This is a genomic window from Gordonia sp. LMA167 (assembly GCF_058130025.1).
Map to the genome: position 1 here is coordinate 3,393,688 of NZ_CM176708.1, position 24,146 is coordinate 3,417,833.

Sequence of the window (24,146 nt, forward strand, 5' to 3'; positions counted from 1 at the left end):
TCCGTCGTCGTCGTCGACGTCGCGTGGTCTGCTCGTCACTGGTTTCTAGGTTGGAGGATCATGGGGATCGGTCGTACCCGGGTCGGGTCTCGTTCACCGCTCGCACTCATCGGCATTCTCGTCACGGTCATCGCTGTGGTGTCCGCGTGCTCGGAGGATCCCACCTACTCGTCGGATGTGCAGAGTTCGAACCTCTTCGACGACATGCTCAAGCCGGGGGTCACCGTCACCGAGATGGCCGATCGCCCGCTCGCCGACAAGGCCGTCGGAATCCAGCCGGGCGCACCGATCACGGTGTCGGCCCGCGAAGGAGCGATCACCGGTGTCCGGATCGACAAGTCCGACGGCTCCCCGATCGATGGGGTGCTCTCGGAGGACGGCACCACGTGGACCAGTGCCGAGCCTTTCGGATACAACCGCACGTACACCCTGCAGGCCGACGCCGTCGGCATCGGGGGCAAGACCACGAAACGGGTGTCGTTCACCACGCGTGCGCCGAACAACCTGACGCAGGCCTATCTGACGCCGTCGCCGGGAGAAACGGTGGGTGTCGGCCAACCGGTAGCGGTGAAATTCGACGAGCCGATCCCGAATCGCCAAGCGGCCCAGGATGCCATCCGGATCACGACCGATCCGCCGGTCCAGGGCGCCTTTTACTGGATCAGCGATTCCGAGGTGCGATGGCGTCCCGAACATTGGTGGAAGTCGGGCACCAAGGTCGACGTCGCGGTCAACACCTACGGCATCGATCTCGGTGACGGATTGTTCGGCCAGGAGAACGTGAAGACCAACTTCACGATCGGTCGATCGATGATCATCACCTCAGACGACAACACCAAGCAGGTGTCGTTCGTGCGTGACGGCAAGGTCATCCGCACGATGCCCACCTCGATGGGCAAGCCCGGCCACGAGACCGACAACGGCGTCTATCTGGTGGCCGACAAGCATGAGCACATCATCATGGACTCGTCGACCTACGGTGTTCCGATCAACGCCGCCGAGGGCTATCGCACGCCGGTCGATTACGCGACCCGGATGTCCTACAGCGGCATCTTCTTCCACTCCGCGCCCTGGTCGGTGTGGGCGCAGGGCAACACCAACACCAGCCATGGGTGCCTCAACCTGAGCCCCGACGACGCGCTCTGGGTCATGAACACCACGCTGCGCGGTGATCCGGTCATCGTGAAGAACACTGCGGGCGGAACCCTCTCGGGTGTCGACGGACTCGGCGACTGGAACGTCCCGTGGAGCCAGTGGTCCAAGGGCAACGCCGACGTCTGACGGTCGGAGACAAACTCTGCCATTGATCACTGTTACGATCGGCGATGACAATAACGCCGACCGTTAGGTGCACGCCATGGCCGACCGCTCCTCCTGGGAAACCGACGATCTCACTGCTCTGCGTGACCTCGCTCGCAGCTTCTGCGAGAAGGAGATCAAGCCGAACATCGAGAAGTTCATCGACCAGCACCATGTGGATCGCGAGCTCTGGAACAAGGCAGGTGACCTCGGTCTTCTCTGTATGTCGATCCCGGAGGAATACGGCGGCGGCGGTGGGACCTTCGCGCACGAGGCGATCCTGATCGAGGAGCAGGCCCGGGTCGCGGATTCGTCGTGGGGGGCGAGCCTGCACAACGGCATCGTCGCCCACTACCTCCTCGCCTACGGGTCGGAGGAACAGAAGAAGGCCTGGTTGCCGAGGATGGCGAGTGGGGAAGTGGTCGGGGCGATCGCGATGACCGAGCCGGGCACCGGATCGGATCTGCAGAACGTCAAGACCAAGGCCATCCGCGACGGCGACGAGTACGTCATCGACGGGTCGAAAACGTTCATCACGAACGGGGGCCAGGCCGACCTGGTCATCGTCGTCGCCAAAACCGACGTCGGCGAGGGTGCCAAGGGCATCTCGCTCATCCTGGTCGAGGCGGATCGCGAGGGCTTCCGCCGTGGCCGCGTGCTGGACAAGGTGGGTCAGCGCGGTCAGGACACCTCCGAACTGTTCTTCGACGGTGTCCGGGTGCCCGTGGCGAATCTGCTCGGAGAGCACGAGGGGCAGGGCTTCATCCAGCTGATGCAGCAGCTTCCGCAGGAACGACTGATCATCGCGGTCGCGTCGGTGGCCGGCATGGAGAGCGCGGTTGCTCAGACGATCGAATACACCAAGGACCGCACCGCCTTCGGCCGGCCCATCTTCGGTTTCCAGAACACGAAGTTCAAGCTGGCCGAGGCTGCCACGGAGACGCGGATCGCGCGGGTCTTCGTCGACGACTGCATCGCGAAACATCTCGTCGGCGAGCTCGACATCCCGACCGTGGCGATGGCGAAATGGTGGACCAGCGATCGAGCCATGGTGGTCGCCGACGAGTGTCTGCAGCTGTTCGGCGGCTACGGGTACATGAACGAGTACCCGATCGCGCGCATGTGGGCCGACAACCGCGTCCAGAAGATCTATGCCGGCACCAACGAGATCATGAAGGAGATCATCGCCCGGTCGCTGTAGGCATGTCCCGCACGGCGCCACGTGAAGTCGGCGCCGATCGCCGAGCGGCCGATTGACCCACACGCGGTCGTCGGCCGCGTTTTCGGTGCCCCGGGGTGATAGATTGCCACCTGATCCATGCCGGGAGGGAGGCCACGTGACTGCACGTACCGTGGGCCTGCTCGTGATCTGTGCCGCGCTGACCGCGGGGTTGCTGACGGCGAACTCGGGGACGTCGACGGCAGAGCCGACCTGGCTCCCGAGCTCCGGCTGCGAGTCGGACCTGCCGCCGAAGCCGTCCGCGAAACCCTTCGATCCTCGTGACCTGATCCCGCGACTGCCGGATCGGATCGGTATCCCGCTCCCGTACCCCCGGATCGTGCCGGTCCCCGAACCGGAGTCGGCCGAGGAACCGCCGATCCGCATCCCGTCCGAGCGTCCCCCGAAGAATCCGTGCACCGACCCGTGCCCCGACATCACCGACCCGCCGAAGCCGAAGAAATCCGGCAACCCGGCACTGAGCATCGAATTCCCGAAGATCACCCTGGACCCGGCGCCGAAGGACATTCCGGTCCCCGTGCCCAACCCGAACCCCGCACCCAAGCCGCCGCCACCGGCCGCGGTTCATCCGGGTTTCGCCGCCGCACCCGTGACGATGAAGCCGTCGCCGCCGCGCGTCGGCAAGGTCGACTACGTTTCCACGCTGACCGGGAAGGGGTCGACGAGTCGCACCGACAAGCGTTGGCAGATCAACGGGACCGACCTCGGCATCATGTGGGAGTCGAAGCCGGGCCAGGTCGCCGTCGCGTTCGGGGACACCTTCGGCAAGGGTTTCAAGCCCCCGGGGGCGAACGGGCGGGACTGGCGCAGCAACGTTCTCGGCTTCAGCTCCGACCGGCACCTCGCCGACGGCATGTCGATCGACACGATGGTGCAGGACAGCCGATGCCACGCTGTGCAGGTCCTGAGCGCACGCCACATCGACCGGTACGAGATGACGACGATCCCGACGTCGGGGTTCGCGATCGGTGATCGGCAGTACATGAGCTACATGTCGGTGCGCACATGGGGTCCGATTCCCGGCGTGTGGTTGACCAACTACGGCGGTCTGGCCTACTCGGACGACGGCGGGTCGACGTGGACCAAGGACCCGTACGTGCGCTGGGACAACATCTTCGGAACCAGCCGGTTCCAGGTGTCGTCGATGGTCCCGCAAGGTGACTTCGTGTACATGTTCGGCACGCCCAACTCACGCGTGGGCACGGTGGGTCTGGCCCGGGTCCGACAAGAGGACGTGCTCAACAAGACCGCGTATCAGTACTGGCGCGACGGCCAGTGGGTACCGGCGCACGACGGCAACGTGGCGTCGCCGATCTTTTTCGCGCCGGCCGGTGAGCTGTCGGCGCGGTACGACGAGGCGTCACAACGGTGGCAGCTGAGCTACCTCGACGCATTGCGCGGATCGATCGTGCTGCGGACGGCGCGTACCCCGCAAGGGGTGTGGTCGGATCCGACCGAACTCGTTCACTCCGGGCAATACGCCCAGTTGTACGGCGGCTTTCTGCACCCGTGGTCGACGGGCAAGGATCTGTATTTCACCATGTCGACCTGGACGCAGTACAACGTGTCGCTGATGCATGCCTCCCTGGGCTGAGGTGCATCAGCGAGTGTCAGGCACGTGTCAGGGCGTGTTGATCCAGTTCAGAATCGCCTGACCTGCCTGCGGATCACCGTTGTTGATGCCGACCGTGGCGCCGATGGCGGCACCGACACCTGCACCCCAGATGCAACCGACCAGCACCAGACATCCGACGATCAGGCCGACGATGGCGCCGACGGCGGTGGTCACGCCCCCGCCGCGATTCCAGCCATTGTTGATGTGCCAGACCATCTTCTGGTAGGCGCGGTCTTTCATGGTCGATGCGGGATGCATGCCCGAAGCGATCGCCGCGCGGGTCTGTGGCGTGAGGACCGGGTTCAGGGTGGCGGCGGTCCGATCCGCACTCACCTGCGCGCGCATCGGTACGACGACACCGTTGAGTGGGATGGACAGTGCGACACGATCGATCGTGGTGCCGTGCCGGTCCACGACGGCGAGCGAGTTGTGGTCCGCGGCGACGAATGTGGCGTTTCGCAGGATCGACGTGATCGTGGCGCCGTCGGCGGACGCGGTGGTCAGGTGAGTGGGTGCGCTCGACACGGGGGCGCCGTGGGCCGTGGCGGTCGCCACCGCGAGGGTTGCGGCCGCCGCGAGAGCCACGACGGTGAGGAAGACGAACCTGAAGAGTTTCATAACGGACTACGATCCGAGATTGCGGCCATCCGGACGATACGGACACACCACTTGCAGCCTATCGCCGACTGCCGGGTCACGGAATACGTCGTTCGGACCTACTGTCCCGCACCGGAAATTCGTTGATGATTTCGACGTCCAGGCGGCGCCTCGCTTCGTTGGCGTCGTCGCAGGTACATCCAGTACCTGCTCCTCCGCCGCCTCGCGATGCATCCACCTGGACCGCCGAACTCATGAAACGAATTTCCGGCGCGGGACACTAGCGCCGATCAGCCGACGGTGAAGGTGTTCGAGGTGCCCGTGAACGCGTGCGTGATCCCGCTTGCCGCACGGCCGTCGCCGAGGTAGCGGATCCGGAAGCGGCCGGCGGTGCCGGGCGGAATCGTCCATTCGATGCGGATCACCGAGGCGGTGGCCTGCCCCGGCGGCCGCCGCCAGTGCAACTCGGTCTCCCAGTCGTTGTCGGTAGCGACGGTTGTCCACCCGGAGGTGGTTCGGCGCTGCACTTCCAGATAGGTGCCGTCCGTGTGGAAGTTGTTGTTCGGGTGTGCGCCGACGAACTCCACGGCCGCAACATCCCCCGGCCGATGGCGACGGTCCGGCTGGATCAGGACGTCGCCGTAGTCACGGCCCGACATCGGGCGATCAGGGGGTACGGGTGGCAGCAGGTCCGGCTGGAAACCGGATTTGTCGAGGGGTGCCGGGCCGCGAGACAGGCTGTGCCCCTTCGCCATTGCCGCCGCGAGGGCATGGAACTCCTGCATGTACGCCGATAGTGTCCAGCGGCCGAACTGGGTTTCACCGCCCTCATACTGTTGGGAGTCGTATTCCTCGGGGGTGGTCACGTACTGGGTGTACGCATTCGAATAGCCCTGCACGAGAACGTTGTCCATGTCGATCCGGAGTTCGTCCGCGACGGTTCTGCGCAGTCGCAGCCCGCCGACGATCGTGACCTCGGCCGGCACGGCGATCAGCACGAGCTCGCCGATACGCATGATCTGCAGCGGTACCACCTGCGGAATCCACGGGGATGGCGGCATGATCCCGAGTGGGAACATGATCAGTTTGGGCGCCTGCATGTCGCGCATCCAGGGGGACACCGGCGGATGTCGATCGCCACCGAACGCGGTGACAAGGGGATTGGTCGTACCCTCCTTGATGAAGGACAGCTGGGAGTAGTAGTTGTCCTCGGTGCTCGTCGCGACGGCCCCGGCACCCATCATCGCCGGTGTCGTCGCGGCAGGCCGGCCCTCCGGGGTGAAGGCGGCGTCGATCGTCACCGACGACATGTCGACGTAGCGCACGATGGAGTCGACACCACCCCGGGTCATCGGTCGGGCACCATCGAATGCCCTTCGGCCGGCCAGAAACTGGCGTTCGCCGATGAGTTCGCAGTTACGCTTGTTGTTCGGGGTGGGGCCGCTCGGATGCATCGTGACCAGGTCGAGGTTCGGCGTCATGTCGCCGGCGTTGGTCTGCGGGAACGCCGCGATGAAACCGGGCTCGGTGCTCTCCCAGCGGTAGCTGGCATAACCCTTGTTGTCGCCGGCGATCAGTCGGTTCTCGTCGGTCAGTGAGGTGCCGTGGGTCGGAAACCAGGTGATCGCGCCGACGTCTCTGCCGCCCTGCCGGAATCGCAGAACGGTGACCTTGGGATCGATCGCACCCGGGAAGAGTTTGCGGTCCGATGACGGGTTGAGGTCGAAGGCCACCCTGGATCGATTCCGGCTGGCGTCGTGCAGCTCGCCGTGGCCGATCGTGATCGTCCCGGGAGCCAGGTTCTGGTGCGCGCGCACGATGGCGCGGAAGATGCCGTCGAGTTCGGCGTCGTACGAGTTCTTCTTGAATCCGTAGGCGGCGAGGGAGTACGCGAAGTCCCATGCCGTGCCGCCGCACGACGCGTGCGTGTGGGTGGCATTGAGATTGACGTTGCGTTCGGTGTACAGCGTGCCGAAGCGGTTGCGCAGCTTGGCCATCAGACCCATCTGATGAGACTGGAACAGGCAGGCGATGTCGCTGGTGACGAAGACGACGCGTTCGCGTGTGGCCTGGTCCACCACGATGTATGCGCGCGCCCAACAGCGTTGCAACAGGCCCGACGCCACCTGATCGGCCTCGGAATAGCCCATCATGCCCTGCCCGGCGATCGCGCCGGTCATGTCGGCGATACCGCACCCGACGAGGTATCCCGAGCTGCCCCCCGAAGCCGCCGGTCCCACCCCGTTCGGCGTCGCATTCGCGGCCGGCCGTCCGGCAACAAAAACGGCGCTGCCCCCGACGGCGGTTGCGGCGGCTCCGGCGAGAAGCCTTCTGCGCGTCACGTCCATGTCATTTCCCCCCTTGGCCGCAACGTTGTCGTCGCGGAAGTCGTGGCCCCCTCAGCCGTGTCGCTTCACGTGACCGAGCAGCAAGGTGACGGTGGCCTCCGCGATCCGATCGCAGATCGACCGGTCCCGGGTGTTCAGGTAGGCGAGTGTGATCCCGTCGGTCGCCGCGACCACCAGCGGGGCCAATTCGTCGGCCGGCTTATCCCATCCGACACCGGCCTGCGTGGCGGCCACCTCCAGGCCTGCGGCGATCGCGGCATAGTAGCGGCGGTACATCTCGCCGCCGAGCTCGGCGAGTCCGGTGGTCTGCCGCGCGTACTGGTTCAGCGAGATCATCGCCTGCTCGCGATCCGGATCTGCCACAACTCCGTCCACGTAGCCGAACAGGCTTTCCCGCAACATGATCCGGACGCCGTCATAACCCTGGACCAGGTCGTCGGCGGCGGCCGAGAGCGCCTCGGAGATGACCTGGAGTTCCTCGTCTGTTCCCCGGTGGACCAACGCGGTGAGGAGGTCCTCGCGCGAGTCGAACACATAGTGGAACGTCGACAGGGTCATGCCGGCCTCGGCGCTGATCGCGCGGGTTGTGGCACCGTCCACGCCGTCTCGCGCGATCACCCGGAACGCGGCTTCGAGGAGGAGCGCGCGGCGTCTCTCCACTGGCATCCTGGCCATTGTCGGTGTCCTCTCGTCGGTGACGATGGGTCGGCGTCAGCGAACGGTGGCGAGGACTTCCCGCGCGGCGCGGTGCCCCGATCGCACCGCCCCGTCCATGTACCCGGTCCAGTAGTCCGCGGTTTCGGTGCCGGCCCAGTGGATCGGGCCGACCGGCTCCCGCAGGGCTGGACCGTGGGTGACCAGGGTGCCCGGTGAGCTGACCGCGACCGGGCCGCCCTGCGCCCACGGGTCCAGGTCCCACTTGTAGATGCCGTGGTCGATGAAGTCTCGAGCCTCGGGACCGAAGTAGTCGACAAAGTTACCGATGCACTCCCGCACGATCTGCGACTCCGGGGCCCGGTCGAGTCGGCGCATGGCGTCGGCCGAGATGAACCCCATCAGGATATGGCGATCCTCGGCGTAGCTCTCGAACGTGACGTCGATCGGCCGCCCGTTCCCATACACCTGCCCGGACATGCCCTGCTCGCGCCAGAACGGACGACGGTACAACGCGGCGAACTTGCTGATCGCCCCCATGTGATAGCCCTTCGACAGACCGACCCGGGACGCCGGGAGACCGGGGCGGTAGCGGATCTGGTCGCTGATCGCCGGCGACATCGCGACGATCACCTTCCGGCCGTGGTACGCGCCGGCGGCGCTGTCGACGCGCACGACGCCGCCGGAGACGTCGATGGATCGGACCGGGGCGTTGTAGACGATCCGCTTGCCGAGGGCGCGTGCCATGCGCAAGGGGATCAGAGCGGCGCCGCCCTCGAACAGACGCTCCTGCGCGCCGCCGTCCGTGCCGAGCAGGCGAATCAGGGTGCCGGGGTTGTTCTCGTCGCCGGACGCCGCGATGTAGTTGAGGAAGTAGAGTGCCGACACCTGGTCCGGGCGAACCGACAGCGCAGCGGACATGGCGACGCTCATCATGGCCCGTGCGGTGGGGGAGGTGGCGACCTGATTGCTGTACTGCTCCCAGGTGATGGAGTCGAGATAGCGGGCGTTCGGGTGTTTCCAGGGTTCGCCCACCGGAAAACCGGCCAGCGCGTCGACCTGGGCCCGGGCGAGACCGGCGCCCGCCTCGAGAGTCTCCGCCTGCACGGGTAGTGGCAGCGCCGCGGACATCCGCGACCCCGTCCCACCGTTCCAGAACAGGCTGTCGCCCTCGTTGTAGGTCGGGATCGAACGGACGTCGTACTCGCGCGCCAGCGCGGCGATGTGATTCTGCGTCGGCCCGATGAACTCGGCGCCGGCGTCGAGCGTCGCGCCGAGTTTCGGCGTGGTGATGTTGTGCACTCGCCCGCCGGCGCGGTTGCGCGCTTCGAGTACCACCACCGAGGCGCCGGATTCGACGAGGGTCTTCGCGGCCGACAGGCCGGAGAGTCCGCCGCCGACGACGATCGCGTCGACCGTCATCGACGGGTCCGCCGACGCGCGCGCACCACCGAACGCGCTCACCCCGGCCATCGCACCTGCCGCCGCGATCGAGCCGCCGAGGAAGAGACGACGTGAGATGTCTTGGCTCATGTGGGTTCCCGATCTCGTGCCGTGGACTCGCCGAGTCCGTCAGTGGTTGGACGCAAAAGTAGCCGTCCAATGTTTAGGTCATTTGACCTGAAGTTACGGCATGGTAACAGGCTGATGTGCCGTACGTCTCCCGATGGGGGAGCGTCGGTGGCAATTCACCCCGCAGACGGGGTGGGCAGTTCGGAACCGGTGTGGACGGTCAGCTGTGTTGTCGGATGATCTTCGCCGCCTCGTCGGCATCGACGTTCTTGGCGATCAGGGCGGCACTCGTGTTCGTGCGGATGGAGTAGAGACCATCTCTCTTCGCGGCGGCGACGTGAAGCCCGACCTTCTTGGCGGCCTTGTTGAGATCCTCGAGCATGGGCGGATCGTACGGGATGAAGTTGAACGACGCTCGCCGCAAGTATTGGACGGACGTCCAGGAGTGGCAGTCGTCGGATTTCGAATCCATCTGTGTCAAAAAGATTTTCGATCATGAGGTCGACCTCTTTGCCAGATGGGAACGACGGCCTTTGGTGGTTGGCATGGTTTTGAGGTGCTGGGGCCGACGGCGAGATCAGGATCCGCGCTCGTCAGGAGTGAGCGGGTTTCCGGTGATCGGGTCATCGGGTCAACGGTTGAGCTGCAGTCGCCGCCAGGTCAACATCGTGACGCCGGCGGCAATCGCCAGCAGCGGGGCGAGCAGGGCCAGCTGTAGGAGGGACACGTCTTCGCCGCCCGAGATTGCCCACAGCGCGGGAGCGGCGATCGTGAACCATCCGCCCGCGCCGCCGATCGTCGCGACCTGGGCCGCGATCACCATTCCGATCGCACCGACGACTCCCGCCAGCACTGACCGGCCGACCGTCGCGATCCAGGCCACCGGCAGCGCGCAGATCGCGGTCATGACGCCGAGGGCGAATTGGCGGCTCAGGCCGATCCCGAAGTCCGCAGGCGGAAAACCGAGCCCGAGGGCCAGGCCGCCGATCACGAGGACGCCGGAGATCACCGCGCTGATGAGAATCGCCCAGATGAGATAGACGATCACCTTGGCACCGGCGATCTCGGCACGCGAGACCGGGAGTGCGAACAGCCCGGTGATGGTGCCGTCGATGAACTCGCGCCCGAACAGCCAGGCCAGCAGCACCCCGAAGCCGAGCAACCCGCCGGCGCCGGTGATCTGGGCGGCGCCGGACAGGAGTCCGTCCCAGCTGCGTTCGCCGGCGGCGCCGAGCTTGCCCAACATCTGTGGGTCGCCGCTCTGGGCCGCCAACGGCATCGCGCAGCTCAGCAGCGGGATGCCCACCCCCAGTAGGCCCGACCCCGCCCGACCCACGGTCGAATGGCCGAACTTGATCGTCTCGGCATACACCGCTTCTCTCATGGGTGCTCCCTCTCGTCGTCGGCGAGGACCGCCTCGAAGAAGACGCGCTCGAGCTCGCGCTCGGCCGGGTCGAGCCGGCCGATGAGCCGACCGGCGTTGAGCACCTCGATGCGGTCGGCGATGCGGGCGACCTCGTCGAGGTGATGGCTGCTCACCAGCACGGCGGCCCCCTCTCCGGAGCTGCGACGCAACGCGTCTCGCAACAGGATCACTCCGGCCGGATCCAGGGAATTGGTCGGTTCGTCGAGCACGACAAGTGTCGGACCATGCTGCATCGCCGCCGCGAGCCCCAGCCGCTGCCGATTGCCCAGCGAGAGTCGTCGCGCACGCTTGTTCGCGTATTGCGTCAGGTTGAACGCGGACATGGCGCTCTCGACGACATCGTCGGGAGCGCGGTGCAGTCTGGCCGAGAGTGCCAGATTCTGGCGGGCGGTGAGTTCGCCGTAGGTCAATGGGTATTCGACGAGATGACCCACCGACGCCCACGTCGATTTCGGGACCCGGCGCAGCGGTATTCCGTCGAGCTCGACGACGCCCTGCGATGGCGACAACATGCCCAGGAGGAGTCGCATGAGAGTGGTCTTGCCTGCGCCGTTGAGTCCGACCAGGGCGACGATCTCGCCGGCGTCGATCTCCATGGACACGTCGCGAATCCCGGTCTGATCGCCGAACTCGCGGGTGATGTGGCGCATCGCCATGCGTGGGGTGCTCACCGGTTCGCCTCCAGGATCGCCAGCGCCCGCTCGATCGCGAGATCGAGGGATTCGTGCTCGCGGGGCGCCCACGACATCAACGCCGCGTTGAGCGCGCCGATGGCCGCGGCGGCGGCGATGTCGGCGTCGGTGGTATCGGTGCCGCGGGAGCGCAGGCCGTCTGCGATCGCCTCCTGGGTCGCCGTGGTGCTCTGCGCCATGCCGGCACGCAGGCGAGGCGAGGAGCCGATCACCTGGAGCCGACCGCGGATGCTGTCGGAAGCGGTCGTGGGCACCGACGACCAGACCTCGCGGATTCCGGCGGCGACCGCAGTCAGTGCGGGTGACGCTGCGGGTTGCGAGGCCACCGCGTCGGCGATGATCGGGTCGAACGGGTCGTCGAGGACCACGCTGTCCTTGGTGGGGAAGTTGCGGTAGAAGGTCATCTCGGTCACCCCGGCCGCACGTGCGATCTGGGCGACGCTCGTGTTGTCGAATCCTTCGGCCGCGAACAGTTCGAGCGCGGTGCGGACCAACCGCTCGCGGGTGCGCTGGGCTTTGCCGGTTCGGGGCATGAATAAAATGTTAGACTCTAACATTTTGCCTGGCAAGAGCCTGCGGCCGACGTGTGATCGAAAACGACCTGTTGGGGGGTACAAACGGCGATCGCCCCGCCTGCTGGTGCAGACGGGGCGATCGTTCGGGGTGGATGACGGGACTCGAACCCGCGACAGCCAGGATCACAACCTGGTGCTCTACCAACTGAACTACATCCACCATCGGCGTCCGTCACCCAGGATTTTTCACCGGGTCCCAGAGCCAGGAACCTACTCTAGCGGGTGGGGGTGCCCGAACTCCAATCGGTACCGTTCGGGCGTGTTCAGGCTGGTCCGAGGTCCTTCACGATCGTGGCGAGATCGTCGACATCAGGACCGGGCGCCGGAACGAACGCCGCGGAGCGGTAGTACTTCAACTCTCGGATCGACTCGCGGATGTCTGCGAGCGCCCGATGGGACAGCCCCTTCTCGGGCTGCCCGAAGTAGATCTTCGGGTACCAGCGACGGCACAGTTCCTTGATCGAACTCACATCGACCATCCGGTAGTGCAGATATGCATCGAGTTCGGGCATGTCACGCGCGATGAAGCCTCGATCGGTGGCGATGGAGTTGCCCGCCAGGGGGACCGCGCCGGCAGTCTTCACCTGGGTGCGTACATAGTCGAGCACCAGCTTCTCGGCTTCGGCGACGGTGACGCGCGAGGCGCGCACCTCGTCGGTGAGACCCGACGCTGCATGCATCTTCGTCACCACGTCGGGCATGGCTGCCAGGTCGTCGTCGCTCGCGTGGATGACGATGTCCACGCCCTCGCCGAGGATGTTGAGTTCACTGTCGGTAACGAGCGCGGCGATCTCGATCAGTTTGTCCGACTCGAGTCGCAGGCCGGTCATCTCGCAATCGATCCACACCAGTTTGTCCTGCACCCGGTCAACCTTAGTCGTCGTGGCACTGCCGCCCGTGCGGTGACCGCTATTGTCTGGGTGGACGAGGTGCAACGCTCGCATGAGAGGAACCTTCCCAGTGACCGATCCCGGTGCCGCCGCGGCGATCGCCGCCGGATATGAGTTCGGAACCGCGTCGATCGAACTCGGCACGGTCTCGGTGGACGGCACCATCGATCCGTCCGCGCAGGTGCGAATCCCGTTGTCGATGATGAATCGTCACGGGCTGGTGGCGGGCGCCACCGGCACGGGCAAGACCAAGTCGCTGCAGCTCGTCGCAGAACAGCTCTCCGCCAACGGCGTTCCGGTGGTCATGGCCGACATCAAGGGTGACCTGTCCGGACTGATGAATGCGGGAACCTCGAACGAGAAGATCGTCGAACGGTCGGCCCAGACGGGTGACGACTGGCGACCGGTCGCGTTTCCCGTCGAGTTCGTATCACTCGGTTCCGACGGGATCGGCGTGCCGGTACGCGCCACGATCACATCGTTCGGACCGATATTGCTCAGTAAGGTGTTGGGGCTCAACGAGACCCAGGAAAGCTCGCTGCGGCTCATCTTCCACTGGGCCGACCAGCGGGGGCTGCCGCTGCTGGATCTCAAGGATCTGCGGGCGGTGATCACCCATCTCACCGGCGCCGAGGGCAAGGCGGAGTTGACGAGCATCGGTGGTGTCTCGCCGCAGACGGCGGGTGTGATCCTGCGGGCCGTGTCCACTCTGGAGGCGGACGGCGGGGACACCTTCTTCGGTGAGCCCGAGATCGAACCAGACGACCTGATCCGCCTCGCTCCGGATGGCCGGGGTGTCATCACACTGTTCGAGCTCGGGGCACAGTCGGCGCGCCCGAAAATGTTCTCCACCTTCCTCATGTGGATTCTGGCCGATCTGTTCGAGTATCTGCCCGAGATCGGCGATGCCGAGAAACCGAAGCTGGTCCTCATCTTCGATGAGGCACACCTCTTGTTCGACGGCGCCTCCAAGGCGTTCCTGGACCAGGTCGAGCAGACTGTGAAGCTCATCCGTTCCAAAGGAGTCGGCGTGTTCTTCTGCTCGCAACTGCCGACCGACATCCCGAACGCGGTGCTGTCGCAGTTGGGTGCGCGAATCCAGCATGCGTTGCGGGCCTTCACCCCCGACGATCAGGAAGCATTGCGCAAGACGGTCAAGACGTATCCGGTATCCGATGTGTACGAGCTCGAACACGCCTTGACCTCGCTGGGAACGGGGGAGGCGATCGTCACCGTGCTGTCCGAGCGTGGGACGCCGACCCCGGTCGCCTGGACCGTGATACGCGCACCGCGCTCCTCTATGGCAGCCGTCGGCGCTGCCGCGATCACGACAGCGGCAACGGCCAGTCCGCTGTTCGCGCACTACGGGCAGGCGATCGATCGTGAATCGGCGTACGAGAAGCTCGCAGCCAAGACCCTCGCCCCGGACGAACCGGTCGACGCCCCGGCGCCGCCGGCGCCGGCTCCTCAACCGCATGTATCCGAACCTCAGATCCCGGACATGCTCACCGACGTTCTGACCAGCAAGCCGATGCAGAGCTTCCTCCGGTCGGCGGCGTCCAGCGCCGGCCGTGAGTTCAGTCGCGCGATCTTCGGTACGGGTCGTCGCCGACGACGCCGCTGAGCGGCCGATGATCTCGGCCCCGGAACCGGGTGAGTCGTTGTCTGCGGCGTGGTGTCACGGATTCGCGGATGTGTCGTCGCCGAGTTTGCGGTAGAAGGTGCCGACGATCGGAGCGACGATGGCGCGAGGGGTGTAACCACCGGCCACCGACATCGCCTTGGACAGAGTTCCCGGAACGACGCGCATCTTGTTGTGCTCCAGCGCGTCCAGGCTCATCTCAGCGACCTTGTCGCTGGAGTGCCAGAGAAAATCGGGCACCATCCGATCCACGATCGAGGCATCTTCGGGCGACGGTGTCTCGGTTCGCACCGGACCGGGTGCGAGCAGTGTGACGTGCACTCCTTTGCTCCCGACCTCGCCGCGCAGAGACTCGCTGAAGGTGTTCACGAACGCCTTCGTCGCCGCATATGTCGCGTTGTTGGGGATCGGCATGTTCCCGGCCGCAGATCCCACCATGAGAATGCCGCCGGCCCCGCGCCGCACCATCTGCGGCAGGACCGCGAGGGTCAGGTCGTGGACGGCATTCACGTTGAGACGTACCTGGGCGCGCTCGTAGTCGGGGTCGAGTTCACTGACGGGACCGAAGGTGGCGATGCCGGCGTTGTTGCACAGGATCGAGATCTCCCGGTCGGCCAGCTCGGCGCTGAGGACCTCCACGGCGCAGGGGTCGGACAAATCCACCGGTCTCACCTCGGCCGCCACGTGGTGCCGTTCCCGCAACTGCGCGGCGAGATCCTCCAAGATGTCGTCACGGCGGGCGACAAGGATGAGTGAATGGCCTCGGTCGGCAAGAGCCCATGCAAGGGCCGTGCCGATGCCCGACGAAGCGCCGGTGACGACGGCGCGGGCGGCTGGGGACGGCACTGGAATACCCATGGCTTGATCCTAATCGGGCGCCGGATGGATACCGGCGCCCGATCAGATTGTGTGGTCGATCAGGAGATACCCGCAGCGACCTCGGTACCCTGACGGATGGCTCGCTTCGCGTCCAGTTCGGCGGCCAGATCGGCACCGCCGATGACGTGGGTGGTCACCCCGGCCACCGTCAGCGGGTCGACGAGCTCACGGACCGACTCCTGGCCCGCGCAGACGACGATGTTGTCGACTTCGAGGACGCGGGTCTCCTTCACGGTCCCGTCCTCGTCGCGGAAGCTCAGGTGCAGCCCGCGGTCGTCGATCTTGTCGTATGTGGCGCCCGAGATCTGTTCGACGCCTTTCATCTTCACGGTCGCACGGTGCACCCAGCCGGTGGTCTTGCCGAGAGACTTGCCCTGACGGCCCGACTTGCGCTGTACCAGGAAGACCTCACGCACTGCGGGGAGTGGGCGTGGTTTGGTCACGAAGCCCGGCTTGGACAGGTCTTCGCTGACGCCCCATTCCTGTTCCCACTCTTTGAGATCGAGAGTCGGGGACTCGTCGACGGTGAGGAACTCGGTGACGTCGAAGCCGATGCCGCCGGCGCCCATGACGGCGACACGCTTGCCGATCTCACGCTGCCCGAGCACCGCATCGGCGTACGACATCACCATGGGATGGTCGATACCGGGGATCTCGGGAATGCGTGGGGTGACGCCGGTCGCGATGATCACCTCGTCGAACTCGGCCGCGATGATCTCCTCGGCAGTGATCCGGGTGTTCAGGTGCACCGTGACGTTGGTGATCTCGAGCTGGCGGGTGTAGTAGCGCAGCGTCTCGTTGAACTCCTCCTTGCCGGGAATGCGTGCGGCGATGGAGAACTGGCCACCGATCTGTTCGCCGGCCTCGAAGAGTTCCACCTTGTGGCCGCGCTGTGCGGCCGACACCGCAGCCGACAATCCGGCCGGGCCGGCACCCACCACGGCCACCTTCCGGGCGCGTCGGGTGGCGCCGAGCGTCAGCGTGGTCTCGCGGCCGGCACGCGGGTTGAGCAGGCAGGAGACCTTCTTCCCGACGAACGCATGGTCGAGGCAGGCCTGGTTGCAGCCGATGCAGGTGTTGATCTCGTCGGCCCGACCGGTCTGCGCCTTGGCGGCGAAATCGGGATCCGACAGCAGCGGTCGTGCCATGGAGATCGCGTCGACCTTGCCGCGCTCGAGGATTTCTTCGGCGATCTCGGGGGTGTTGATGCGGTTGCTGGCGATCAGCGGGATGGAGACCTCGTCGCGCAGGCGCTCGGTGAACTTGACGAAGGCGGCCCGGGGCACAGACGTCACGATCGTCGGCACACCGGCCTCATGCCAGCCGATGTCGGTGTTGATCGCGTCGACGCCGTACTCCTCGGCCTTGCGTGCCATCAGTGCGATCTCGTCCCAGGTCTGGCCCTTGCGCACGAAGTCGGCGATGGACTGGCGCAGGATGACGGGGAAGTCGCGGGGCACCTGTCGGCGGATCTCCTTGATGATCTCGACCAGGAACCGCTGGCGGTTCTCAGTGGAACCGCCCCACTTGTCGGTCCGGTCGTTGGTGTGCGGGCAGAGGAACTGGTTGATCAGATAGCCTTCGCCACCCATGATCTCGACGGCGTCATAGCCGGCCTTGCGTGCCAGTTTGGCGGACCGTCCGAATGACTTGATCACGTGCTTGATGATCGGCTCGGTCATCGTGAGGTGCTTGAACGGGTGGATGGGCGAGGGCTCCGAACCCGGGGCGACCTTGAGCGGTGTGTAGCCGTATCGGCCGGCGTGGATCAGCTGCATCGCGATCTTGCCGTTCTCGCGGTGCACTGCACGGGTGATGCGCTGGTGCCGTTTGACATCGGCGAGGTTGGTCATCTTGCCGGCGAACGGCAGCAACAGGCCGGTGCGCGAGGTGCCGAAGCCGCCGGTGATGATGAGGCCCACATCGCCACGGGCGCGTTCGGCGTAGTAGGCGGCCAGCTTGTCGGTGTCCCAGAGCCGATCTTCGAGACCGGTGTGCATCGATCCCATGATGAGCCGGTTCTTCACAGTGATGCCGCCGAGCTCCATCGGTTCGAACAGGCGAGGGTAATGCGGATTCGGGGCGGCCGTGTGGGCTGACATGGCGGACCTTTCGGATCGTGGTGGTGGACCGGGCTTCCGGTCAGGTGGACAGCTCTCGTTCGAGCGCGACGATGACCTCGTCGCACCATTCGATGTAGCCTTCTTCTTGACGGATACCGCCGCGCAGCACCAGATATTGATGCAGCTTGCGGCCGGTCAGCGTCTCGGGTTCGGGGTAGTAGCTATCTTGGAATCCGTTGTAGAGCTTCAGTTGTGCCAGGTGCTCGTCGCGATGCATCTTCAATTCCCCGATGACGGCGGCGAGATCGCCGAACTCGGCGGCGCGCAGCTTCACGCCGATGTCACTACGCAGGGGCTGAACCGGTGTCGGACTGATCGCCCACTCCGACAGCACTTTTCGGCCATCTTCGGAGATCGTGTAGACCTTCTTGTCCGGGCGGCCGTCCTGGCTGACGGACTCGAAGCTGACCAGGCCATCGGTGTGGAGCTTCTTGAGCGTGCGATAGATCTGCTGATGCGTCGCCGACCAGAAGTAGCCGATGGATCGATCGAACTGCTGGCCGATCTCATATCCCGTACCGGGTCGTTCGGCCAGCGACACGAGAATCGCATGCTCGAGCGCCATGGATCGACCGTAGCACTGCACCTATGCACTATGCAACGAGGTTCATATGACCAGTGGCCGAAACGCTGCGGCTCACCCGGTCGCTGGGACGCCGCTTAGGGAGCGGGTGTCACCCCGCTCCCTGAGGTCCCTGCGAGGCGTCACCATCCGCTCCCTGAGGAGCCTCCGAGCCTGCGAGGCGTCATCACGCGCTCCCTGAGGTGCCTCCGAGCCTGCGAGGCGTCATCACGCGCTCCCTGAGGTGCCTCCGAGCGTGCGGGCGTGACCACCCGCTCCCTGAGGTGCCTTCGAGCGTGCGGGCGTGACCACCCGCTCCCTGAGGAGCCTTCGAGCGTGCGGGCGTGACCACCCGCTCCCTGAGGAGCCTCCGAGCCTGCGAGGATGCGTCATCACCCGCTCCCTGAGGAGCCTCCGAGCCTGCGAGGATGCGTCACGAAGGGCGCCCCTTCGTGACGGCCCTCCGCTAGCGCTCCGGACCTCCTCAGGGATCGGGAAGATCCTGACGCGCGAGCTTGCGAGGATGCGTGACCACCCGCTCCCTGAGGAGCCTCCGAGCTTGCGAGGATGCGTCATCACCCGGTCCCTGAGGAGCTCGCCGTGAGATTGCATCGCTGACCGCGAAGATACGAATCGAAAAATCTGGGCTGTGTCAGGCGAAGGCATCCTGCCGGCTGTGGAGGCGGCCGTCGCGGAGCTCGAGGACGTGGTCGGCGATCCGGGTCGCCCGAGCGTCATGCGTGATGAGCAGCGTCGAACGACCGGCCGCGAGTCGGCGCAACGGCTCGAGAATCCGTTGTGCGGTTGCGTCATCGAGGCCTGATGTCGGTTCGTCGAGGATCAGTACGGGGCTATCGCGCAGGAAGGCGCGCGCCATGGCGATCCGTTGGCGCTGGCCGCCGGAGAGCGTGAGTCCGTCCTCGCCGAGCATGGTGTCGTAGCCGTCGGGCAGGTCAGAGATGAACGTGTCCGCATCGGCAGCGATCGCGGCGTTGACAACTTCCGTCCGGCTCGCCTCAGGACGTCCGTAGGCGATGTTGTCGGCGATGGAGGCGGCCTTGATGACCGGCTGCTGGGGGAGCAGTGTGATGTGTTCTCGGATGGATCGCCCGGTGATCTCGTTGAAATCTCTGTCCCCGAGTGTTATACGGCCGCTGTCGGGTCGCTCGAATCGGCAGAGCAGCGAAGCCAACGTGGTCTTGCCTGCCCCGCTGCCGCCGACGAGTGCGGTGATCTCGCCGGGCCGAAGGTCGAGTGAGACGCCATCGAGGACGTCCAAGTCGCCGCGCCGCAGAGTGACATCTCGGACCGACACCTCGTGGTCGTGGCCGTCGTGGGGCACCGCGTCATCGAGATCGGCGTCGCTGGCAGGGAGGTCGAGCAGTTCGGCGATGCGTTCGGCACTGACCGCGGCCGACGCGAGGCAGAGGCGGACTTCGGCGAGTTCTTGCATCTTCGGGTACAGCATGCCCAGATAGCCGGTCAGGGCGAGGAGCTGTCCGACGCTGAGCCCGCCGTTACGCACCTGCCAGACGCCGGCGACGGCGATGGCGAGGGTGACGACCACCTGACCGAAGCCCATCACGGCGCCGAAACCAGCCTCGATCCGGGTCTGGGCCATACGCGCGCCGAGCCACGTGACGCCGTGGCGATGGAGCCGGGCATGTTCGCGATCCTGCTGGTTGTACGCTACTGCGGTTTCGTGCCCGCCCAGCGCGGTCTGGACCGCGATCACGATGTCGGCGTTGGCGACCCGTTCATCACGCGTGACGATGGTCTGTCGGCGACCGTAGTACGCGGAGATGGCCCACAGGGCGGGAACCGCCGCGATCGCAACCAGTGCGACCTGCCAGCTCATGATGAATGCGGCGATCACCAATCCCGCGGTGTTGACCGCGGCAATCACAAACTGCATCAGTCCCGAGCCCACCAGGTATTCGACGGCCTCGAGGTCACTCGAATGTCGGGTCACGAGGTCACCGATGCCGAATCGCCGATGAGTGACCGGACTGAGCCGCTGGACGTGCGCAAACAGTGAATCCCTCAGCCGCAGAACCACCCGCTCGGAGATGCCGATGGACGTGATCTGACCGTAGTAGTCGGCGCCGGTGGAGATCGCGGTGATCAAGAGCCACAAGGCAGACAACTTCACGAACTGAAACGCACTGTCGGCGGACAGTGCACCGTCGATCACATCGGACAGCACGAAGATCGCAACGATCTCGCACGCCGTGGCGACAAGCAGAAGCGTCGCGGCGAGAGCGAATCGAGGTCCTTCGCCCGCAAGGGCGGGGGAGAAGCGGCGAAAGGCGTCACGGGCGGTCATCGGAGATCCGATCTGGTACAGCGCAGTTCGGGGCCGGACTACGGTGTCCGGCCCCGAGCTGCAGGAGGTTGGGTCAGCGCTGGATCGAAACGGCGGTCAGAACCACACCCAGTCCCAGCGGTGCAGACGCCGATTCCACACCCGGCGACGCCGGCGCTTGCGCGGCGGAGCGGGATGCTGCTGCCCGGGACGGTTCTGGTTTCCGGGCTTCGGTGCTGGCTGAGGCATTCGTTCTCCTTGTGTCCGGCCGGCCGCGTTGCCGACTCGATGAAAGCTATGGCCGTTTCCTGCGCCTCGGCTTGTCCACAGCTGGGAGAACGCTGTCAGCCTGCACCACCCCCGACAGCCGCCACAACCGATGCGACGACGGCGATCACCTTCGGCGTCGAGCACGCAACTTCGACGAGATGTGCGCGCCTGCGAGGACAGGCGTCGCCGGCCGGCGCAGCGTCGGATGGGGCGGGCCGACCACGGTCGGACGTCGATCAGCTGGGTGGCACCACCCTCAACCAGACAGGCGTGACGACCTCGGTGACTGGGCGGGCGTGATCACCGCGCTGCCGACCGGAGCAACTCGGGCCCGAAGGTCTCATAGTGGATCTGGCTGTCACCGACCCCGCGACCGACGAGATCGTCACGCATCGCGGACAGGAAACCGTTCGGGCCGCAGAGCATCACGTGTGACTCGCGTGCGAACTCGATGTCTCGCAACGACATCTGGCCGAGCCGAATCGCATCCGACAGGATGTGCCCGGACGCGTTCTCGTACCACTGGAACAGCCGACCCTGCGGCAGGGATTCGACGAGTGCCGCGAGCTGACCGCGATGGGGTTGGCGGTCGCGGGAACGGTCGGCGTGCAGCACTGTCACGGGACGCTCGTCCTGATGCTCGGCCATGGCGGTCAGCAGACCGATCACCGGTGTACACCCAATACCTGCGGACGCGAGCACGAGCGGGACATCGTCGTCGGGCAGCGTCAGATCGCCGAACGGGGTACTCACGCGCAGCAGGTCGCCCTCGAACACTTCTTCGTGGAGGAATGCGGACACCTCACCGGCGAGCTTGACGCTGAACTTCCACTCGGGCACTGTCGGCGCACCCGTCAGGCTGTACTGCCTGATCTGGTTCGATCCGTCGGCGAGCGGAACTTGGACGGAAATATATTGTCCAGGTGAGAAACTCGGTAGTCTGCCGCCATCGGCGGATGCGAGGGTCAGCGAGACGGTGTCGGGGGAGACCTGTGCGCGTTCGACGATCCGTGCGTGGCGCCACACGTCGCCCGGCGTGACACCGGCACGGTCGTAGAGCTGTTCCTCCGATGCGATCAGAAGGTCGGCCATGTCCCAATACAGCTGGTCCCACGCGTCGGCGACCTCCGGCGTGACGGCGGCGTCGAGGACCTCGACGATGGCCGCGAACAGGTGCTCGTGTACCACGCCATACTGTTCCCGCGTGACGCCGAGTGAAGCGTGCTTGTGTGCAATCCGCCCGAGGATGAATCGCTGCCGATTCAGATCCGGTTCGAGCTGAAGCCGGGCGAACGCAGCGATCGAACCGGCCAGCGCCTGCGGCTGTTCGCCGGACTCCTGGTGGGTGCGGTTGAACAGGTCGTTGCGTAATTGCGGGTGCGCTGCGAACAACCGGCTGTAGAAACTCTTGGTGATGGCCGGCAGTGCGCCCTCCACGGCGGGAACCGTCGCGGTGAGAATTCTGCGTTGTGTTTCGGACAACATGGTGACTCCGATCTGTCGGTTGGTGATCTCAGGCGGTATGGCCGGTTGGCGATCCGGTCGCAGAGTTGTGCGCGGCAGCGGTGGGAGTGACGGTGGGCGCCAGCGACAGCAGCACCGCGGCCGTGGGCTCGGCGACGAGGTCGCCGACGGTCTGGTCATCGAGACTCGTGAAGAACGCGGCACGCGCGCGGGCCAGTGCACCTCGGAGACGACAGGCGTTGCGCAGCGGGCAGGGCTGCGGCCCATCGCAATCGACAACCTCGCCCTCCCCTTCGAGGCTGCGCGCCAACCAGCCGATGCGCGCCTCGCGACCCAGGTCGGTGATCGCCAAGCCGCCGGTCCGGCCGCGTCGTGCATGGACGACGCCCATCTCGGAGAGCCTGCCCACGACCTTGGCCACGTGGGTGTACGGCACCGCGAGTTCGGCAGACAGATCCTTCGTGGTCATCGGGGTCACCGCCGTCATTGGCATTGTCCCGGAGGAGTTCTCATCCACGACTGCCAGGCGCATGACGACGCGCAAACCGATATCGGTGAATCGGGTCAGCTGCATGAGATCAGTCAAGCATAATCTGCATCTGAGATGCCTATTTAAGTTGCGTGATGCCTGTCACCTTCCTGTGCGGGGTCCGTCGGTCCCTCGTGTCGTCGGGTCGTCGTGTTGGGACGCGGGCTCGCGCGGTTTGTCGCACACTGATTGCCATGGCGACAACGGGATCGCGAACTGATCGTTTCTTGTCCTGGCGGCGGGTCGACGGCGATCGGGTGATCGCGCCCGACGAACGGCTGAGTTGGCCGCAGACGGTGGGGATCGGACTGCAACATGTGGTGGCCATGTTCGGTGCCACATTCTTGGTGCCGGTGCTCACGGGCTTTCCGCCGGCGACGACGTTGCTGTTCTCGGGTATCGGCACGCTGCTGTTCCTGCTGATCACGCGCAATCGCCTGCCGAGCTACCTCGGTTCGAGCTTTGCGATCATCGCGCCGGTGTTGGCGGCCACGGCTTCAAACGGTCAATCCGCCGCCCTGGGCGGCATCGTGGTGGTCGGCGCGCTGCTGATGGTGATCGGCGTCATCGCACACTTTGCGGGCATCGGGTGGATCGAAGTGCTGATGCCGCCGGTGGTGACCGGCACGATCGTCGCACTCATCGGGCTCAATCTGGCGCCGACGGCGAAGACGAACTACGAGCAGGACCCGGTTATCGCGACGATCGTCCTGGTGCTCCTGGTGGCGTCGGTGGTGCTGTTCCGTGGTTTGCTCGGCCGGCTCGCGATCTTCCTCAGCGTGATCATCGGCTATCTGATCTCGCTGATCTTCGACAAGGTCGATACCAGCGGCATCGCGGACGCGGCGTGGGTCGGCTTTCCCGACTTCCAGACGCCGACCTTCCATATGTCGGTGATCCCGATGTTTCTGCCGGTCGTGCTGGTGCTGCTGGTGGAGAACATCGGACATGTGAAGTCGGTGGCGACGATGACCGGGAACAACTACGACCGGCGGATCGGACGCGCGCTCGCCGCCGACGGCCTGGCCACGGTGCTCGCCGGCAGCGGCGGCGGATCGGCCACCACCACCTACGCCGAGAACATCGGCGTCATGGCGGCGACCAAGGTCTACTCGACCGCCGCGTACTGGATAGCCGGCGTCGTCGCCATTCTGCTCGGACTCTCACCGAAGGTCGGTGCGGTGATAGCGGCGGTCCCGCCGGGCGTGCTCGGCGGTGTCACGACAGCGCTCTACGGCCTCGTGGGAATTCTGGGCGTGAACATCTGGGTGACCAACCGGGTCGACTTCGGCCGCGCCATCAACCAGTTCACCGCAGCCATCCCCCTGGTGATCGGCATCGCCGATTTCACATGGGTGATCGGCGATCTCAACTTCGGCGGCATCGCGCTGGGCGCTGCCGCCGCACTACTGATCTACCACTCGATGGCGTTGATCGGCCGCTGGCGCGGAACGGTGACCGAGGGGCCGTCGACCGAGGCCCTGGGGCCGCAGCGGTGATTCAGTCCTTGTTGCCCGGCAGGCC

The 24,146-nt window shown here is 65.7% G+C and carries 21 protein-coding genes and 1 tRNA gene; 5 read left to right on the forward strand and 17 right to left on the reverse strand.

Annotated features, from left to right (window positions below; translation table 11 throughout):
- Positions 1-60: 60 nt before the first annotated feature.
- The 3 genes from ACVT6V_RS15290 (at position 61) to ACVT6V_RS15300 (ending at position 4,133) form a co-directional block, all read left to right on the forward strand.
- A complete protein-coding gene (locus ACVT6V_RS15290) occupies positions 61-1,281 on the forward strand; it encodes a L,D-transpeptidase (RefSeq protein WP_489900631.1) in 1,221 nt (406 codons plus the stop codon).
- Positions 1,282-1,357: 76 nt separating this feature from the next.
- Complete coding sequence (locus ACVT6V_RS15295) at positions 1,358-2,500, forward strand: acyl-CoA dehydrogenase family protein (protein WP_489900632.1); 1,143 nt, start codon at positions 1,358-1,360, stop codon at positions 2,498-2,500.
- Positions 2,501-2,678: 178 nt separating this feature from the next.
- Positions 2,679-4,133, forward strand: a complete 1,455-nt coding sequence (locus ACVT6V_RS15300; RefSeq protein WP_489900829.1) for a glycoside hydrolase family 183 protein — start codon at positions 2,679-2,681, stop codon at positions 4,131-4,133.
- A gap of 27 nt (positions 4,134-4,160) precedes the next feature.
- Here ACVT6V_RS15300 and ACVT6V_RS15305 read toward each other — a convergent pair whose 3' ends face one another.
- From ACVT6V_RS15305 to orn, 10 genes are all read right to left on the reverse strand, one after another.
- A complete protein-coding gene (locus tag ACVT6V_RS15305) occupies positions 4,161-4,772 on the reverse strand; it encodes a DUF8020 domain-containing protein (protein WP_489900634.1) in 612 nt (203 codons plus the stop codon).
- A 269-nt stretch (positions 4,773-5,041) separates the two neighbouring features.
- A complete protein-coding gene (locus ACVT6V_RS15310) occupies positions 5,042-7,099 on the reverse strand; it encodes a neutral/alkaline ceramidase (protein ID WP_489900635.1) in 2,058 nt (685 codons plus the stop codon).
- Positions 7,100-7,150: 51 nt separating this feature from the next.
- Positions 7,151-7,765 carry a TetR/AcrR family transcriptional regulator gene (locus tag ACVT6V_RS15315; protein WP_489900636.1) on the reverse strand — a complete coding sequence of 205 codons (615 nt, stop codon included), beginning with the start codon at positions 7,763-7,765 and terminating at the stop codon, positions 7,151-7,153.
- Between the two features lie 45 nt (positions 7,766-7,810).
- Complete coding sequence (locus ACVT6V_RS15320; RefSeq protein WP_489900637.1) at positions 7,811-9,286, reverse strand: flavin monoamine oxidase family protein; 1,476 nt, start codon at positions 9,284-9,286, stop codon at positions 7,811-7,813.
- 199 nt (positions 9,287-9,485) lie between these two features.
- Positions 9,486-9,737: a hypothetical protein gene (locus ACVT6V_RS15325; RefSeq protein WP_489900638.1), complete on the reverse strand. Its 252-nt coding sequence runs from the start codon at positions 9,735-9,737 to the stop codon at positions 9,486-9,488.
- A gap of 159 nt (positions 9,738-9,896) precedes the next feature.
- Positions 9,897-10,649 (reverse strand): ABC transporter permease, encoded by a 753-nt coding sequence (locus tag ACVT6V_RS15330; protein WP_489900639.1) that lies wholly within the window; start codon positions 10,647-10,649, stop codon positions 9,897-9,899.
- On the reverse strand, positions 10,646-11,362 hold the full coding sequence (locus tag ACVT6V_RS15335; protein ID WP_489900640.1) for an ABC transporter ATP-binding protein: 717 nt from the start codon (positions 11,360-11,362) through the stop codon (positions 10,646-10,648). Before ACVT6V_RS15335 ends, ACVT6V_RS15330 begins: the two co-directional genes overlap by 4 nt.
- Positions 11,359-11,916: a TetR/AcrR family transcriptional regulator gene (locus tag ACVT6V_RS15340; RefSeq protein WP_489900641.1), complete on the reverse strand. Its 558-nt coding sequence runs from the start codon at positions 11,914-11,916 to the stop codon at positions 11,359-11,361. Before ACVT6V_RS15340 ends, ACVT6V_RS15335 begins: the two co-directional genes overlap by 4 nt.
- Before the next feature lie 129 nt (positions 11,917-12,045).
- Positions 12,046-12,118, reverse strand: a tRNA-His gene (locus ACVT6V_RS15345).
- Positions 12,119-12,221: 103 nt separating this feature from the next.
- The gene (orn, locus tag ACVT6V_RS15350; protein WP_489900642.1) at positions 12,222-12,821 is read right to left on the reverse strand and encodes an oligoribonuclease; all 600 of its coding nucleotides are present in this window, start codon (positions 12,819-12,821) and stop codon (positions 12,222-12,224) included.
- Positions 12,822-12,918: 97 nt separating this feature from the next.
- Between orn and ACVT6V_RS15355 the strand changes: the two genes are divergently transcribed.
- Positions 12,919-14,472: a helicase HerA-like domain-containing protein gene (locus ACVT6V_RS15355; RefSeq protein WP_489900643.1), complete on the forward strand. Its 1,554-nt coding sequence runs from the start codon at positions 12,919-12,921 to the stop codon at positions 14,470-14,472.
- 54 nt (positions 14,473-14,526) lie between these two features.
- On the opposite strand, the gene cmrA is transcribed toward ACVT6V_RS15355, so the two are convergent.
- The 7 genes from cmrA to ACVT6V_RS15390 all read right to left on the reverse strand — a co-directional run bounded on the left by cmrA (position 14,527) and on the right by ACVT6V_RS15390 (position 22,667).
- Positions 14,527-15,348 (reverse strand): mycolate reductase, encoded by an 822-nt coding sequence (cmrA, locus tag ACVT6V_RS15360; RefSeq protein ID WP_489900644.1) that lies wholly within the window; start codon positions 15,346-15,348, stop codon positions 14,527-14,529.
- 59 nt (positions 15,349-15,407) lie between these two features.
- The gene (locus ACVT6V_RS15365) at positions 15,408-17,471 is read right to left on the reverse strand and encodes an FAD-dependent oxidoreductase (protein WP_489900645.1); all 2,064 of its coding nucleotides are present in this window, start codon (positions 17,469-17,471) and stop codon (positions 15,408-15,410) included.
- Between the two features lie 40 nt (positions 17,472-17,511).
- Positions 17,512-18,057: a PadR family transcriptional regulator gene (locus tag ACVT6V_RS15370; protein ID WP_489900646.1), complete on the reverse strand. Its 546-nt coding sequence runs from the start codon at positions 18,055-18,057 to the stop codon at positions 17,512-17,514.
- A gap of 649 nt (positions 18,058-18,706) precedes the next feature.
- Positions 18,707-20,380: an ABC transporter ATP-binding protein gene (locus tag ACVT6V_RS15375; RefSeq protein ID WP_489900647.1), complete on the reverse strand. Its 1,674-nt coding sequence runs from the start codon at positions 20,378-20,380 to the stop codon at positions 18,707-18,709.
- 96 nt (positions 20,381-20,476) lie between these two features.
- The gene (locus tag ACVT6V_RS15380) at positions 20,477-20,608 is read right to left on the reverse strand and encodes a hypothetical protein (protein ID WP_489900648.1); all 132 of its coding nucleotides are present in this window, start codon (positions 20,606-20,608) and stop codon (positions 20,477-20,479) included.
- A 321-nt stretch (positions 20,609-20,929) separates the two neighbouring features.
- Positions 20,930-22,114 carry a globin domain-containing protein gene (locus tag ACVT6V_RS15385; protein ID WP_489900650.1) on the reverse strand — a complete coding sequence of 395 codons (1,185 nt, stop codon included), beginning with the start codon at positions 22,112-22,114 and terminating at the stop codon, positions 20,930-20,932.
- Between the two features lie 28 nt (positions 22,115-22,142).
- Positions 22,143-22,667, reverse strand: a complete 525-nt coding sequence (locus tag ACVT6V_RS15390) for an RrF2 family transcriptional regulator (protein ID WP_489900651.1) — start codon at positions 22,665-22,667, stop codon at positions 22,143-22,145.
- Between the two features lie 149 nt (positions 22,668-22,816).
- Here ACVT6V_RS15390 and ACVT6V_RS15395 point away from each other — a divergent pair, with 149 nt between their 5' ends.
- Complete coding sequence (locus ACVT6V_RS15395; RefSeq protein ID WP_489900653.1) at positions 22,817-24,121, forward strand: uracil-xanthine permease family protein; 1,305 nt, start codon at positions 22,817-22,819, stop codon at positions 24,119-24,121.
- Positions 24,122-24,146: the final 25 nt, after the last annotated feature.

What these genes read in the sequence shown, in the direction of transcription:
- ACVT6V_RS15290 (WP_489900631.1), top strand. Translation starts at nt 61, where the DNA reads ATGGGGATCGGTCGTACCCGGGTCGGGTCTCGTTCACCGCTCGCACTC.
- ACVT6V_RS15295 (WP_489900632.1), top strand. Translation starts at nt 1,358, where the DNA reads ATGGCCGACCGCTCCTCCTGGGAAACCGACGATCTCACTGCTCTGCGT.
- ACVT6V_RS15305 (WP_489900634.1), bottom strand. Translation starts at nt 4,772, where the DNA reads ATGAAACTCTTCAGGTTCGTCTTCCTCACCGTCGTGGCTCTCGCGGCG.
- ACVT6V_RS15310 (WP_489900635.1), bottom strand. Translation starts at nt 7,099, where the DNA reads ATGGACGTGACGCGCAGAAGGCTTCTCGCCGGAGCCGCCGCAACCGCC.
- ACVT6V_RS15315 (WP_489900636.1), bottom strand. Translation starts at nt 7,765, where the DNA reads ATGCCAGTGGAGAGACGCCGCGCGCTCCTCCTCGAAGCCGCGTTCCGG.
- ACVT6V_RS15320 (WP_489900637.1), bottom strand. Translation starts at nt 9,286, where the DNA reads ATGAGCCAAGACATCTCACGTCGTCTCTTCCTCGGCGGCTCGATCGCG.
- ACVT6V_RS15325 (WP_489900638.1), bottom strand. Translation starts at nt 9,737, where the DNA reads ATGGATTCGAAATCCGACGACTGCCACTCCTGGACGTCCGTCCAATAC.
- ACVT6V_RS15330 (WP_489900639.1), bottom strand. Translation starts at nt 10,649, where the DNA reads ATGAGAGAAGCGGTGTATGCCGAGACGATCAAGTTCGGCCATTCGACC.
- ACVT6V_RS15340 (WP_489900641.1), bottom strand. Translation starts at nt 11,916, where the DNA reads ATGCCCCGAACCGGCAAAGCCCAGCGCACCCGCGAGCGGTTGGTCCGC.
- cmrA (WP_489900644.1), bottom strand. Translation starts at nt 15,348, where the DNA reads ATGGGTATTCCAGTGCCGTCCCCAGCCGCCCGCGCCGTCGTCACCGGC.
- ACVT6V_RS15365 (WP_489900645.1), bottom strand. Translation starts at nt 17,471, where the DNA reads ATGTCAGCCCACACGGCCGCCCCGAATCCGCATTACCCTCGCCTGTTC.
- ACVT6V_RS15370 (WP_489900646.1), bottom strand. Translation starts at nt 18,057, where the DNA reads ATGGCGCTCGAGCATGCGATTCTCGTGTCGCTGGCCGAACGACCCGGT.
- ACVT6V_RS15375 (WP_489900647.1), bottom strand. Translation starts at nt 20,380, where the DNA reads ATGACCGCCCGTGACGCCTTTCGCCGCTTCTCCCCCGCCCTTGCGGGC.
- ACVT6V_RS15380 (WP_489900648.1), bottom strand. Translation starts at nt 20,608, where the DNA reads ATGCCTCAGCCAGCACCGAAGCCCGGAAACCAGAACCGTCCCGGGCAG.
- ACVT6V_RS15385 (WP_489900650.1), bottom strand. Translation starts at nt 22,114, where the DNA reads ATGTTGTCCGAAACACAACGCAGAATTCTCACCGCGACGGTTCCCGCC.
- ACVT6V_RS15390 (WP_489900651.1), bottom strand. Translation starts at nt 22,667, where the DNA reads ATGCAGCTGACCCGATTCACCGATATCGGTTTGCGCGTCGTCATGCGC.
- ACVT6V_RS15395 (WP_489900653.1), top strand. Translation starts at nt 22,817, where the DNA reads ATGGCGACAACGGGATCGCGAACTGATCGTTTCTTGTCCTGGCGGCGG.